Consider the following 14,494-nt stretch of genomic DNA (forward strand, 5'->3'; position numbering starts at 1 on the left):
CCGCTTCAAGGGTTATATACTATGAATCCCTCATAAATCATTCTTCCTATTTATAATTGCTCAGCTTGGTCGAGCAGGCTCCTTGCTCTCTCCTTATGTACGGCGGACAACTCACTATCTGCAATCAGTTCCCCAAGCCGAACAAGCACCGTACTGAGCTCTTCATGCTTATGAAGCAGCCCCAGCTTCTCCTCGTATACCTCAAGCATTCCTTCTGCCCGTTTGATATGCTCATAAACGGCCTGTCTGCTGATTCCAAACTCGGCTGCAATTTCGCCAAGCGAGAAATCATCATGGAAATAATATTTAAGGAACGTCTGCTGCTTCTCTGTAAGCAGCGTCTCATAGAAATCAAACAAAAGGTTGATCCGATTCGTCTTCTCAAGCCTATTCTCCTGACTCATATGGGCACTCCCTCCGTCAAGGAAAAACACTTTACAGCGCGCATCAACGTTCTTTATCATACCTAATGGAAAGTAGGATGTCAAGTAGTTTCCCTTAACATATCATCGACAGCTTTTCTTCAAAAATTTCTGCCTGCAAATGAACAAGGGCCGCATGTCATTCAAACGGACAGCGGCCTTGTCATATTCAAATTACAGGCAATATTTAGACCTTACCACTTAGGCAGCAGATACAACAAAATGGCGAAGAAATGCGTGACACTGCCTGCGAGTACGAACAAATGCCAAATCGCATGATGGTAAGGAAAAGCCCGCCATACATAAAACACTGTGCCTAGCGAATAAAGAATACCGCCAGCTACGAGCAATGCTATGCCCTGGAAAGGAACCGCAGCCGTCAGCGGCCCCCACGCAATAACAATCAGCCAGCCCATGATCAAATAGAAGAACGTGGACATGAACAAGAATCGTTTGACAAAGAATGCTTTGAACAGTACACCGAGCAAGGCGATTCCCCAAATGACCCCGAATAGGCTCCAGCCAAGCGGGCCGCGGATCGCGACAAGTAGGAATGGAGTATACGTGCCGGCGATATAAAGGTAAATGGAGGAGTGATCGAAAATTTCGAACAAATCCTTCACTTTGCCTTCTTTAAAACTGTGAACGAGAGTGGAGCAAACATACAACAGAAGCATGCTGACCCCATAAATTGTAAAGCTGACTACGTGCCAGGCCGTCCCCTTCAAGCTGGAAAAAACAATGAGCAGAACAAGCGCCGCTACACTTAGTACAGTTCCAATCCCATGGGTAATGGCATTGGCGATTTCTTCCCTGCGCGGATAAGTATGCGTATTTGCCATACTGTATCGCCTCCTAGATTTTTGGTATGCTTCTCTCTAAATTAATCTTGGCTTGCCGTATAATCTTCCTCTGCCGCTTCTTCTTCCTGAATCAGTCCAGCGAACAATCCGTGAACAAACTGCTCGGAATCAAATCTTTGCAAATCATCGATTTTCTCTCCAAGGCCTACGAACTTCACTGGAAGGCTCAGCTCTTGACGAATCGCGATGACGATGCCGCCCTTGGCTGTTCCATCAAGCTTCGTCAGTACGAGTCCGGTTACCCCGCTCTTCTCACCAAACAACTTCGCCTGGCTCAGTGCATTCTGACCCGTTGTGGCGTCAAGCACCATCAACACTTCATGCGGTGCATCTGGAATCTCCCGTTGAATCACTCGGTAAATCTTATTCAGTTCCTCCATCAAATTCGACTTGTTCTGCAAACGGCCTGCCGTATCGCAGAGCAGAATGTCAACGCCGCGCTGCTTAGCGGCCTGGACAGCGTCAAACATAACGGCGGCCGGATCGGAACCCGGCTGCTGCTTGACGACGTCTACGCCAACGCGCTCACCCCACACCTCAAGCTGCTCAATGGCCCCGGCACGGAACGTATCTCCGGCAGCCAAAAGCACTTTCTTGCCCTGCTGCTTATAATGGTGAGCCAGCTTGCCGATCGTAGTCGTCTTGCCTACTCCATTAACGCCAACAAATAGAATAACACTGATGCCATGGGGATTCAGCTTCATTGCGTTATCCTCATCGCCGCGAAGCAGCTCTGTAAGCTTCTCCGATAGGATCGGCTGCAGTTCAGCCGCGTCCTCGATCCGCCGTTTCTTCACTTCACTGCGCAAATCGTCAATTAATGTAATTACGGTATTCACGCCGACGTCGGCCCCGATTAATATTTCTTCCAATTCCTCGAAAAATTCCTCATCGATTTTTTTGCGGCGAATGACGAGATCAGTCACTTTCTCCACAAAGCCTTTACGGCTTTTTTCGAGGCCGTCCTTAAATTGCTTCGTCACCGTCTCCGTTTTAGATGCGATGCTGTCCTTCAATTTTTTAAAGAAACTCATGAGGTTCCTCCCTTAAGTAATCTTCCTGGATCCAATTCCGGAACTATCTGTGATGTTCTAATTATGCCATGGCTTAGCGGCTCAAGCAATTTCTACGGTCTCTTCATCCTCCAGCTTTACAGAGACAAGCTTGGATACCCCGCCTTCCTCCATCGTTACCCCATAGAGAACATCCGCTTCTTCCATCGTCCCTTTGCGGTGAGTAACGACGATAAACTGGGTCTGTTCAGAGAATTCACGCAAATATTGAGCGAAGCGCGCCACATTCGCTTCATCCAGTGCAGCTTCAACCTCATCGAGCACGCAGAACGGCACAGGCTTCACGTGCAGAATTGCAAAGAGCAGCGCCATTGCCGTCAATGCTCGCTCTCCCCCCGAAAGCAGCTGCAGGTTCTGCAACTTCTTGCCCGGAGGCTGGGCCACGACATCGATTCCCGTCTCCAGCAGATTCTCTGGATCAATGAGCACGAGATCCGCCCGTCCGCCCCCAAAGAGCTTGGTGAACACGGTACCGAATTCCCGTCTTATGGCGTCGAAGGTTATTTTAAAACGCTTGGACATTTCGTCATCCATTTCCTTAATGACCTGATAAAGCGTCGTCTTGGCCTCGACGAGATCATCCTTCTGCTCGCTTAGGAATTGATAGCGCTCGGACACCCGCTCGTATTCGTCAATCGCTCCCAGATTCACTTCACCCAGCATCGTGATCTGCCGTTTGAGCTCTTTAACTTCTCCTTGTGTCTGGGGCACGTCCTCCGGTACAGCGTAGCGCTGTTTTGCCAGCTCAAAGCTAAGCTCATACTCGTCGCTCAGCTTATGCAGAATATTGTCAAGCTCCACATCAAGCCTGTTCGCTTGAATTTCTGTTTGACGAAGCTGCTCCTCAACGGCCTTAAGGCCAATCCTTTGCTCCTTCGTCTCACTTTCGCCGTCCTCGAGCTTCTTAACCAATACGGTTCGCGAAGCGCGCTCCATCTCAAGCTGCTCGCTCGTACGCTCTTTCTTTAACTTGAAATCGTTCAGCTCTTCGCGCTGATTGACGCTTTGCAATTCATTCTGCTTCAAATCCGCCTCAATCGATTGTAGAATGCTGCGATTCTGCTCTAATTCTTTCCTCTGTATTTCGAATTCTTCCTGCGAGCGTTGCAGTTGCTCACGAAGCGAGTGGCACTCCTGATCCAGCTTGCCTTCTCGTACTTTAAGTCCGGTCAATTGATGCTGCAATTCTTCCTTCACGGACTCGTTCGCCTTACGGGCAAATTCCGCCGCCTGAATCGACTGGCGAATCGTTTGCTCCTCTTTCTCCAGCTCCTTCAGTTTCGTTTCCGCTGCAGCTTTACTCTTATCCAGTTCCTCGATCTCCTGGATATAATGCCCTTTCTCTTGGCCGTAGAGCTCAAATTGCTCGGATACATGCCTCCACTCGTGCTCCACTTGCTTCAGCTCGCCTGTTTGAGACTGTTCTTCCGTACGTCTACTATCTCCAGCTTCGCGCAGTTTCTCCAGCTCCTGCTCGCACTGGTTCATTTGGGCACGAACATCATTAAGTCCATTTCTCAGCTTTTCAAGCATTTCCTCGCTTTCACGAATATCCGTAGCAAGCTGATCCAGTTGGCGCTTACGGCCTAATAAATTGCTGTTCTTCCGATGCTGGCTTCCTCCGGTCATTGAGCCGCCGGCATTGACAACGTCGCCCTCCAGGGTAACGATCCGGAAACGATACTGACAGCGAGCCGCCATTTTATTGGCTCGTTCCAGATCGCTGGCAAACACAACGTTGCCAAGCAGACTGCCCACGATATTCGCATAACGCGGGTCATGACCGACAAGCTCGGCTCCAATGCCGATAAAGCCCTCGGCTTCCTCCATCGCCCTCTTATCCGTTCCAGACATTTGCCGCGGACGAATGACATCGAGCGGCAGAAAGGTTGCGCGTCCAAGCTGACGCTGTTTCAAGAATGCAATCGCTTGGCGTGAGACGGCTTCATTCTCCATCACGATATGCTGCATTGCGGCTCCCAGCGCGGTCTCGACGGCAAGCTCCAGCTTCTCCGGCACCCGAATCAGTTCAGCTACTGCACCATGGACTCCGCCGAGCAGCGACTTGCGAGAGGCCTTCAACACTTCCTTGACACCAAGGGCAAAGCCGTCAAAATCCTCTTCCATCTCCTTCATCGTATCGCGGCGGGAGATTAGTGCTTCTCGCCTTTGCTCCCATTTACGGATATTCGCTGAACTTTCCTCAGCTAGCTTCTGCAGCGACTGCTGACGCTCGCTTTCCGTAATATACCGGCTGCGAAGATCGGCTATTTCTTTGGAGAGACGCGCTAGCACCTTCTCAAGCTCCGCCTTCCTGCCCTTTAAGCGGGCTAAATCATCCCGCCATTTCGCGCCCTCTTCCTCCGAACGATCCATTCGGCGCTGAACGCTTTCTTTCTGCTGATCCGCGTAGCGAATTTCATTACGAGCCTCAGCCATTTCATTCATCGTATCCAGCAATTGTCCCTTGAGCGCTTCCTCCTGAGCCTGGCTGATTCCACCGGTTACGCCCACGAGCTTCACTTCTTCTGCCGAGAGTTCCGTCCTCAATTCGTTCAGCTGCTTCTCCGCCTCAGCAAACTTCTCGGACAAGGCGTTCATCTCTTCCGTGCGCTGGGCATAACGATCCTCATTGACAGCAAGCGATTGTCGGAGCTGCTCCCTATTCTGGATCAGGTTCTTCTCGCGTTCCTTCAGTACCTCGCCAAAGCCTTCGCTCTTCTCGAAGCTTTCGCTGTACTCCAAGAGCTGCCCTTGAAGCACATCGATATGCTCCTCTAACTGGCGAAGCGCTAACCGGTCGCTTTCCAACTTGGCATCATGAGCCGATACAATCGTCGATAGAGCCAACTGCTCTTCCTGGAGCTTGGCTAGCTTGCCGTTCGCCTCGCTCCAAGTCTCATGAATTTTCTCAATTTGGTGGACATATAGCGATATTTCCTTATGTTTTAGCTCCTCGCGGAGCTCTTTATAACGAAGCGCCTTCTCCGATTGCTCTTTCAAAGGGCCGATTTGATCTTCCAATTCACTGACAAGATCGTGAATACGCAGCAGATTTTGTTCCGTATCATCGAGTTTACGCCGGGCATCCCGTTTACGGCTTTTATATTTTACAATCCCGGAAGCCTCCTCAAAAATCCCTCGCCGATCCTCAGAGCGCGTACTTAAAATTTCCTCGATCCGCCCTTGACCGATAATCGAATAAGCTTCCTTTCCGATCCCTGTATCCATGAACAGCTCGGTAATGTCCTTCAAGCGACAGGATTGCTTATTAATCATATACTCGCTATCCCCGCTGCGATGAACCCGCCGCGTTACCGTCACTTCGCTGAAATCCAACGGAAGCGCATGATCTGTGTTGTCGAGGGTCAGAGAGACTTCTCCGTAATTCACCGCTTTACGCGCGTCACTGCCCGCAAAAATAATATCTTCCATTTTGCCGCCGCGGAGCGACTTGGCACTCTGCTCACCCAGCACCCAACGTATGCCATCGGAAATATTACTCTTTCCGCTGCCGTTAGGGCCGACTACAGCCGTAATGCCACGTACAAATTCCATTTCCGTTTTGTCGGCAAAAGACTTAAATCCTGCTAACTCGATCCGTTTCAAAAACATACCTTCACGATCACCTCTACCAACTATTGTAACATACAAAAAAGCTTAATGGGACAAGCAAAACGTCCCCGTGCGGCAAGCAGCGGGGACGATTCATTAAACCTTTTTGATTGTCATTCATTCGAAGATTTCAAACGTTCTAGCGCCACTGCGGCAGCCTGCTGTTCAGCTTCCTTCTTGGAACGCCCAGTCCCTTGCCCCAGCGCCCGTCCTTCCATAGATACCTCGGAGACAAACTCGCGTTCATGGGCCGGCCCACGCTCCTCTACGATACGGTACTCCAGCACCCCCATATTATGATGCTGAGTAAGCTCCTGCAGCTCCGTCTTATAATCCGTCGTCTGCAGCTTTCCGTTAAGCGTAAATTGAGAGAACACGTGCTGATGAAGAAAGGCATTAACGGCCTTCAATCCTTGATCCAGATAAAGGGCGCCGATGAACGATTCGAATACATCTGCCAGCAAGGCCGGGCGGGTTCGTCCTCCGGTCAGCTCCTCTCCTTTACCGAGCAATACGTATTTGCCAAACTCCAGGCTCTCGGCAAACTTCACGAGTGAAGGCTCACATACGATCGCTGCGCGAAGCTTGGTCAATTCTCCCTCAGGACGATCCGGAAACATCCGATACAAATGCTCGGATACCGTCAGCTCCAGGACAGCGTCGCCGAGAAACTCTAGGCGCTCGTTGTCCTGATGCTGGCTGAACCGATGTTCATTCACGTATGATGCATGGGTAAAGGCCTGTTTCAACAGCTGTCGGTTTTGGAATACAATTTGAAGTTTGTGCTGTAACTGCTTCAGATCTCCACTCAACAGACTGACCCCTTATGCTTCAAATTTCTTCAGAACGATGGTGGCATTATGCCCTCCAAATCCGAAGGAGTTGGACATAGCTACAGTAACATTTGCTGGTCTGGCTTGGTTGGGCACGTAATCCAAATCGCATTCCGGATCCTGGTTCTCCAGATTGATCGTCGGCGCGATCATTCCATTATTAATCGTCAAGCCGCATATAACGGCCTCCACACCGCCGGCAGCCCCAAGTAAATGGCCCGTCATCGACTTGGTCGAGCTGACGGCTACCTTGCGAGCATGATCACCAAGCGCTTCCTTAATAGCAAGCGTCTCAGAGCGATCACCTACAGACGTTGACGTTCCGTGAGCATTAATATAATCCACCTCATTCGCGGCAATACCGGCATCGCGAATGGCCATTTCCATGCAGCGACGCGCTCCATCCGGGTCTGGATCGGTCATATGATGCGCATCCGCACTCAATCCATAACCGATCACTTCTCCGTAAATTCTAGCACCCCGCTTCTGGGCATGCTCCAGGGATTCAAGCACAAGAACGCCTGCCCCTTCACCCATAACGAAACCGTCACGCCCCGTATCGAATGGACGGCTCGCTTTCTCGGGTTCATCATTGCGAGTCGACATCGCCCGCATCGAGCAGAATCCGGCGAGACCGGTCGGTCTGATCGTCGCTTCTGCGCCGCCGCAAATCATGACATCGGCATCACCGCGTTGAATCAATTTATACGAATCGCCAATGGAATGAGTTCCGGTCGCGCACGCCGTTACAGCTGTACTGTTAGGGCCCTTCGCTCCGAACAGTATCGACACGTGGCCGGAAGCCATATTCGCAATCATCATCGGAATAAAGAAAGGGCTTACGCGCTTCGGTCCTTTCTGCAGCAAAATATTATGCTGATCTTCCCACGTTCCAAGGCCGCCAATACCCGAACCGATAATAACGCCTACACGCTCTGGGTCAGCTTGCTCACCAATCACGAGGCCACTGTCTTGTATAGCATTCGTGGCCGCCGCCGCCGCAAATTGAACGAAACGGTCCATCTTGCGGGCATCCTTACGGTCCACGTAATCCTCGGCATTGAAATCTTTTACCGAGGCAGCAATTCGGGTCGGATATTCGCTAACATCAAACGATTCGATAGCAGATACCCCCGATTTCCCTGCCATAAGATTATTCCAGAACGTATCCAAGTCTTGACCGAGGGATGTTACGATTCCCATACCGGTTATTACCACTCTATGCTTCAAACACACTCACCTCGTATAGATCTCATGTGCAATATTATAATGTACTTACCAACGTAATTGATTGACTTGCAAAGATGAGGAGAAGTCCCGCCTACAAAGGAGGTACGGGACTTTAAATGACATTAGGTATGAGATTGTATGTAGTTTACAACTTCACCTACAGTCGTAATCTTCTCAGCATCTTCATCTGAAATTTCCAAATCGAACTCATCTTCGAGTTCCATAACCAATTCGACTACATCGAGCGAATCAGCACCTAGGTCATCTTTGAAAGACGCTTCAAGCGTCACTTCAGCTTCATCTGCGCCGAGGCGATCCACTACAATACGTTTTACGCGCTCCAATACATCGGACATCCGGTTCACCTCCTCCTTGGTATTATACGAAAATTAAAATCAAAATGCCATAGAAGCTAGGACGATAAATCACATATACATCCCGCCGTCTACATGCAGGGTTTGACCGGTCATATAGGATGCTGCATCGGAAGCTAGGAATACCGCGACTTTCGCGATTTCTTCAGGCTGGCCAAGACGGGATAGCGGAATATCGGCAAGTAAATTTTGCTTCAAATCTTCCGATAGCTGATCCGTCATATCCGTGGCGATAAATCCTGGCGCAATGCAGTTCACCGTAATGTTCCGGCTGGCCAGCTCACGCGCAGACGATTTGGTCAAACCGATTACTCCGGCTTTAGCCGCCACATAGTTCGCCTGCCCCGCGTTGCCAAGCACGCCCACAACGGACGATATGTTAATAATGCGCCCAGACCGCTGCTTCATCATTGGACGAGTAACCGCCTTGATGCCGTTGAATACACCCTTTAGATTCGTCTCGATAACGGCGTCGAATTCTTCCTCTTTCATGCGCATAATTAGATTATCTCTAGTAATTCCGGCGTTATTCACCAGAATATCAATCCGGCCCCATGTATCCAAGGTCTGCTTAACGAGCGCCTCGAATTGGGCGCTGTCGCCGACATGCCCTTTAACGGCAAAGGCCTCTACGCCAAGCGCCTCAATCTCGCTAACGACGCGAGCCGCCGCTTCTTCATTGCCCGCATAGTTGACGGCCACATTTGCTCCTGCCTCAGCAAGCGCAAGCGCAATTGCGCGACCAATGCCGCGGGAAGCTCCTGTAACCAAAGCTGTCTGACTACTTAGCAATTTCGTCATTATACTCTCTCCTTTCCTAGGATAAACGAGCCGTTAAACGGAAGGGCTTTGGAGACCGTTTTATCCAATGGATCCTATGCCCTTTTCAATCACGAAATCCCTTCAATAAGGCTACAGCAAAGCTGCCGCCGTTTGTTCCAGGCTCTCCAAGCTATTTACGTTATAGGTTGTAACGCCTCGGTTTATTTTCTTAATCAATCCGGTCAACACGCTGCCAGGTCCGATTTCCACGAAAGTATCAACACCCTGTGCAATCAGCCAAGCAATGCTGTCTTCCCAAAGAACCGGCGAATACACTTGTTCCACAAGCAAGCTGCAAATGTCCGATCTGCCCTGAACCGCGCTTGCCGTAACATTGGCCACCACGGGAATGGACGCATCATGGATTGTAATCTGCTCCAGCTTGCCCGCCAGACGCTCAGCAGCCGATTTCATGAGCGATGAATGGAACGGCCCGCTGACTTCAAGCGGAATCGCCCGCCGAGCTCCGATTTCCTTCACACGCTCGGCGACGGCAGCGATACCTTCACAGCTGCCGGAAACAACGATTTGACCCGGACAATTGACGTTAGCGAGCTCCACGAGACTCCCGTCTGCTGTAATGTCGGCACACAGCGCGGCCAACGCCTCGCGTTCTCCGCCGAGCACCGCAGCCATCGCCCCTTGTCCGCCTGGAACGGCCTGTTCCATGAACTCGCCGCGCGCCCGTACGGTGGAGACCGCATCGCTGAAGCTAAGCGATCCAGCAGCCGTCAAGGCGCTGTACTCCCCGAGGCTGTGCCCCGCTACGAAGTCCGGCTTTATCCCTTTAGCGGCAAAAGCTTGATGCAGCGCTACACTTGTCGTCAGTAGAGCAGGCTGCGTATTCGCCGTATGCTTCAAATCTGTATCAGGACCTTCGAATATAAGCCTTGTCAATGGAAAGCTAAGAACTTCATCCGCTTGATCGAATAACCGCCGAGATTCCGGTATCGCTTCATAGATGTCTTTGCCCATTCCTATACTCTGAGAACCCTGCCCCGGAAATACAAATGCCAGTTTACCCATAAATTATGTCAGCGCTCCTTCTCCCTACAAAACCAGATGAAATTCTTAATAGTCCGCAGCAGTAAACAGTCGAACTTACCATACAAGTACAGATGCACCCCAGGTCAAGCCGCCGCCAAAGCCTACGAGAAGCAAGGTGTCGCCTTCTTTAACGCGACCTTCCTCCACGGCTTCGACAAGCGCCAGCGGGATCGATGCCGCAGAGGTGTTCGCATACTTGTCCACGTTAATGACGCACTTCTCCTCCGGTAAATCCAACCGCTGCATGGCGGATTGAATGATGCGAATATTGGCCTGATGCGGAACGAACAAATCGATCTCACTCTTGTCCTTCCCTGCTTTACGCAGTACTTCCTCCGTAGCCGTCCCCATGACGCGGACAGCGAATTTGAACACTTCACGGCCATTCATATAGATAAAATGCTTGCCGTCCCGCACCGTCTCCTCGGAAGCCGGGCAGCGCGAACCGCCGCCTTCCAGCTTGAGCAGTTCTCCGCCTGCCCCTTCTGCCCCCAAGTCAAAGGATAGGAAGCCCCTGCCTTCAGGTACTTCCCCGACCACGACAGCTCCTGCCCCATCGCCGAACAGGACACAGGTGTTGCGATCCGTATAATCCGTAATTCGGGACAATGCGTCCGCTCCGATAATGAGTGCATTGTTATACATGCCGGTCTGGATGAAGCCTTTGGCCGTAGCCAGACTATATACGAATCCAGAGCAGGCCGCCGATAAATCAAAAGCCGCTGCTTTCTTCGCTCCAAGCTTCTCCTGCAAAATACATGCCGTAGAAGGGAACGTCATATCCGGCGTTACAGTTGCCACAATAATCAATTCCAAATCCTCGGCGGCAAGGCCTGCTGATTTCAACGCTTGCACAGCCGCTTCATACGCCAAGTCCGATGTCGCCTGATTAGGAGCCGCAATGTGTCGCTCGCGAATTCCCGTCCGCGATACGATCCATTCATCATTGGTTTCAACCATCGTCTCCAATTCTGCATTCGTTAACACTCGTTCAGGTACGTACTTCCCAGTCCCTATGATGCCTACTGAACGTAATTTCATCATTCTACCACTCGCTTCCCGCTGATTTCCTGTGAAATGCTCTCTGTCAATCGACTCTGAATGGCCGTTCTTGCCTGCCTTATCGCATTCTTAATCGCTTCTCCGTCCGAGGAGCCGTGCCCCTTTACAACAAGCCCGCTAAGTCCCAGCAGTGGGGCTCCGCCATGCTCCTTATAGTCAAGTGTCTTCTTCAATCCACGAAGCGAAGGCATCAATAGAGCAGCTGCCAGCTTGTTCTTCAGCGATTTGGAGAACTCCTGCTTCAGGATCGAGAATATCGTCCCGGCTGTTCCCTCCAGCGATTTAAGCAATATATTCCCAGCGAATCCATCGCATACGAGCACATCGCAAGCACCTGTCAGAATATCTCTAGACTCAACATTCCCTACAAAATTAACCGGAAGCTGCTGAATGAGCGGATAAGCCGCTTTCGTAAGCTCATTCCCCTTCATCTCTTCCGTTCCCACATTCAGGAGCCCTACGCGCGGGCTGCGGATTCCGTGCACCTTCTCCCGATAAATACTGCCCATCAGCGCATATTGGGCCAAATGCTCCGGCTTCGCATCCATATTCGCGCCAAGATCCAGCGCAAGCACGCCACGCTCGTCCACCGTCGGAATCATCGGTGCCAAGGCCGGACGTTCAATGCCGTTCATCCGCCCTACGACGAGCAATCCCGTCGTCATCAGCGCGCCCGTGTTGCCCGCCGATATCATCGCTTCAGCTTCATTCTCACGCACCAGCCTGCCAGCAACGACCATAGACGCATCTTTCTTGCGGCGCACCGCACGAACAGGCTCATCGTCCGCTTCTATCACTTCAGCGGCATGATGAATCCGCAGATTAGCAGGGATCTCCAAACCTTTCAGCAGAGGCTCCAGCTGCCCCTGATCACCAACGAGAATAATCTCAATATCATTCCATTCCTTGGCTGCGGCGAGGGCACCTTCTACCGTGCTCTTCGGCGCGTGGTCACCACCCATGGCATCAATGGCGATTCTCATGCTGACTTCCTCCTTCGTAGTTGTCTTCTACCGCTGAACGGTAAATGACAAAGTTCCCTTGGAACACCATCTCTTCGCCGACATAGGTGAACACCTCGACTTTAGCCTTACCCTTGTTCCCGGATACCGGGCGAACATATGCCTTGGCGATGCACTTCTCGCCCAAATGAACCGGGCGGATAAAGCGGATATCCGCCGAGAACGTGAGCGCAATCTCATCGTTAATAACCGCTACAGCCAATGAGTTGGCCTGCGCGAAGATATGATGCCCCCGCGCGATGCCCGTCCGTGAAAAGACATGTTCTTTGCTGATTTCAAAAATAGATATCCCGCTCTTGTCCAATTGCAGGTCAACGATTTCTCCGATAACTTCATGCAGCGGCAATGAACGCACCTGATCATAGGATCGCTCCGCCATCAGCTTCATCCGCTCCCGAAGCTCTGGAATCCCCAGTTCCATCCGGTCGAGCCGGATCGTCTGGATACTCACCTTCAACTGTCGGGTCAATTCCTGATCGGTAACAAACGGATTTTCTTCGATCAGTTTGACGAGCTTCTGCTGCCTCGCCCTCTTGGGCAAACGTTCGATGGGTAACACCCCCGAGTGATCACATTATTTTTATGTAAAACGAACCGCATCAGTTTAGAACCTGGTACTAAGATAGAGTATAAAACATCTCCCTGCAAAAATAAAGAGAAACTAATGAATCGACCTAAAATTCCCACTTAAGACAATAAAAAACAGCACTCCATGGAGGATGTGCTGTTTAAGACCTGAGATATTATCCGGTATTAGCCTTTGATAACTTCTCTTGCTTTGTATGTTCCGCATACTTTACATACGTGGTGAGCAAGCTTCAATTCTCCGCATTGTTCACATTTTACCATGCCCGGCACAGCCAATTTGAAATGCGTGCGGCGTTTGTCGCGGCGCGTTTTGGACGTTCTCCGTTGAGGTACTGCCATGGTTCCCACCTCCTTAATGAAGTCAACCTTATTACGGTGTCACATTGTAATCTCATTTTTTGAAAAAGTCACCAAGCGCTGCCAGCCGCGGATCGATCCGATCCTTTTCGCAGTCGCAATCCCGTTCGTTCAAGTCCGTCCCGCAGCTTGGACAGAGTCCTTTGCAGTCATCCTTGCATACGGCAGTGTACGGAAGATTCAGAAGCAACGCTTCCTCGATATATGGATTTAAATCCACCTGATCTTCGGCAATGAACCGAATGTCATCCTCTTCTTCATTCTGCCCTTCTTCATCGGGGGTGTCAATGCGTTTGAAAGTTTCCTCAAATTCGATATCGACTTTACGTTTCAAAGGCTTAAGACAGCGGGAGCAGGACATGTCCAAATGCGCGGACAGCGTACCCGTCACCTCAACTACATTGCCTTCTACGTATACGGCGGTCAAGTCGCATTCCAGCGGACTGATACCGTGTATGTCTTTACGTTCTTTAACCACATGACTCATGTCGAGAGCTTTCTGCAGCTGCTTCGGCCCATCGTGCGATGCCATCTGGCGAAATTTAAAATTCATGAGTATCACTCCAAACAAACAAAAATTATTATACCGATTTTAAGTAAGTTTTGTCAACAGCTAAGCAGGGATTATACCGTTGTCTCACCTAATATTACACATCCCCGCGCTAAACGTCTATGGACATGCCTTCAAAGAACATGATGAAGGCATTTTATCCCTACGACCACGGAATTGTTCGGTGCGACAGAACGCTGGTCATTTCAATCATCTTCAAAAAGGCCTGCCCTTCATGGTATAGTCATAAATTATAGGCCTGTAAAGGTGGTATTAGACATTGAACGTTGTCGGATTAATCGTTGAATATAACCCATTTCATAACGGACATGCCTACCACATGGCAGAAGCGAAACGGCTCGCTGGGGCGGAGGCGGTCGTCGCGGTCATGAGCGGCGACTTCCTGCAGCGCGGCGAACCCGCGATTGTGAGCAAGTGGGCGCGCGCTGAGATGGCGCTGCATGCCGGCGCCGACCTCGTGCTGGAGCTGCCGGTCGCGTATGCGGCCCAGCCAGCCGAGTGGTTCGCGCACGGCGCCGCAGCGCTGCTGGATGCGACCGGCATCGTGTCGCATCTCTGCTTCGGCAGCGAGGCGGGCACGCTCGCCGAGCTGCAGCCACTCGCCCGGCGGCTCGC

At 51.0% G+C, this 14,494-nt stretch carries 15 protein-coding genes; 1 reads left to right on the top strand and 14 read right to left on the bottom strand.

Annotation, left to right across the window (positions count from 1 at the left end):
• Positions 1 to 50: 50 nt before the first annotated feature.
• The 14 genes from CZ379_RS19550 to CZ379_RS19615 all read right to left on the bottom strand — a co-directional run bounded on the left by CZ379_RS19550 (position 51) and on the right by CZ379_RS19615 (position 13,861).
• Entirely contained in the window at positions 51 to 404 is a 354-nt protein-coding gene (locus CZ379_RS19550) for a putative DNA-binding protein (RefSeq protein ID WP_110933152.1), read from the bottom strand.
• 212 nt (positions 405 to 616) lie between these two features.
• A complete protein-coding gene (trhA, locus tag CZ379_RS19555) occupies positions 617 to 1,264 on the bottom strand; it encodes a PAQR family membrane homeostasis protein TrhA (RefSeq protein ID WP_110933153.1) in 648 nt (215 codons plus the stop codon).
• A gap of 41 nt (positions 1,265 to 1,305) precedes the next feature.
• A complete protein-coding gene (gene ftsY / locus CZ379_RS19560) occupies positions 1,306 to 2,319 on the bottom strand; it encodes a signal recognition particle-docking protein FtsY (protein WP_110933154.1) in 1,014 nt (337 codons plus the stop codon).
• Between the two features lie 81 nt (positions 2,320 to 2,400).
• Positions 2,401 to 5,973: a chromosome segregation protein SMC gene (gene smc / locus CZ379_RS19565; RefSeq protein WP_110933155.1), complete on the bottom strand. Its 3,573-nt coding sequence runs from the start codon at positions 5,971 to 5,973 to the stop codon at positions 2,401 to 2,403.
• A 113-nt stretch (positions 5,974 to 6,086) separates the two neighbouring features.
• A complete protein-coding gene (gene rnc, locus CZ379_RS19570) occupies positions 6,087 to 6,785 on the bottom strand; it encodes a ribonuclease III (RefSeq protein WP_110933156.1) in 699 nt (232 codons plus the stop codon).
• 12 nt (positions 6,786 to 6,797) lie between these two features.
• Positions 6,798 to 8,036: a beta-ketoacyl-ACP synthase II gene (fabF, locus tag CZ379_RS19575; RefSeq protein ID WP_110933157.1), complete on the bottom strand. Its 1,239-nt coding sequence runs from the start codon at positions 8,034 to 8,036 to the stop codon at positions 6,798 to 6,800.
• A gap of 122 nt (positions 8,037 to 8,158) precedes the next feature.
• On the bottom strand, positions 8,159 to 8,392 hold the full coding sequence (gene acpP, locus CZ379_RS19580) for an acyl carrier protein (RefSeq protein ID WP_019638123.1): 234 nt from the start codon (positions 8,390 to 8,392) through the stop codon (positions 8,159 to 8,161).
• A gap of 69 nt (positions 8,393 to 8,461) precedes the next feature.
• Complete coding sequence (gene fabG / locus CZ379_RS19585) at positions 8,462 to 9,211, bottom strand: 3-oxoacyl-[acyl-carrier-protein] reductase (protein WP_110933158.1); 750 nt, start codon at positions 9,209 to 9,211, stop codon at positions 8,462 to 8,464.
• A 111-nt stretch (positions 9,212 to 9,322) separates the two neighbouring features.
• Complete coding sequence (gene fabD, locus CZ379_RS19590) at positions 9,323 to 10,258, bottom strand: ACP S-malonyltransferase (RefSeq protein ID WP_110933159.1); 936 nt, start codon at positions 10,256 to 10,258, stop codon at positions 9,323 to 9,325.
• A gap of 75 nt (positions 10,259 to 10,333) precedes the next feature.
• The gene (locus tag CZ379_RS19595) at positions 10,334 to 11,323 is read right to left on the bottom strand and encodes a beta-ketoacyl-ACP synthase III (protein WP_110933160.1); all 990 of its coding nucleotides are present in this window, start codon (positions 11,321 to 11,323) and stop codon (positions 10,334 to 10,336) included.
• On the bottom strand, positions 11,320 to 12,324 hold the full coding sequence (gene plsX, locus CZ379_RS19600) for a phosphate acyltransferase PlsX (RefSeq protein ID WP_110933161.1): 1,005 nt from the start codon (positions 12,322 to 12,324) through the stop codon (positions 11,320 to 11,322). Before plsX ends, CZ379_RS19595 begins: the two co-directional genes overlap by 4 nt.
• Entirely contained in the window at positions 12,308 to 12,904 is a 597-nt protein-coding gene (gene fapR / locus CZ379_RS19605) for a transcription factor FapR (RefSeq protein ID WP_110933162.1), read from the bottom strand. Before fapR ends, plsX begins: the two co-directional genes overlap by 17 nt.
• 212 nt (positions 12,905 to 13,116) lie before the next feature.
• The gene (gene rpmF / locus CZ379_RS19610; RefSeq protein WP_055108505.1) at positions 13,117 to 13,290 is read right to left on the bottom strand and encodes a 50S ribosomal protein L32; all 174 of its coding nucleotides are present in this window, start codon (positions 13,288 to 13,290) and stop codon (positions 13,117 to 13,119) included.
• Positions 13,291 to 13,342: 52 nt separating this feature from the next.
• Positions 13,343 to 13,861 carry a YceD family protein gene (locus CZ379_RS19615; protein ID WP_110933163.1) on the bottom strand — a complete coding sequence of 173 codons (519 nt, stop codon included), beginning with the start codon at positions 13,859 to 13,861 and terminating at the stop codon, positions 13,343 to 13,345.
• Positions 13,862 to 14,138: 277 nt separating this feature from the next.
• Here CZ379_RS19615 and CZ379_RS26760 point away from each other — a divergent pair.
• On the top strand, positions 14,139 to 14,494 hold a 356-nt coding region (locus CZ379_RS26760), incomplete at its 3' end, for a nucleotidyltransferase family protein (protein ID WP_234405068.1).

The organism is Paenibacillus bouchesdurhonensis, assembly GCF_900155685.1.
Taxonomy (GTDB): Bacteria; Bacillota; Bacilli; order Paenibacillales; family Paenibacillaceae; genus Fontibacillus; species Fontibacillus bouchesdurhonensis.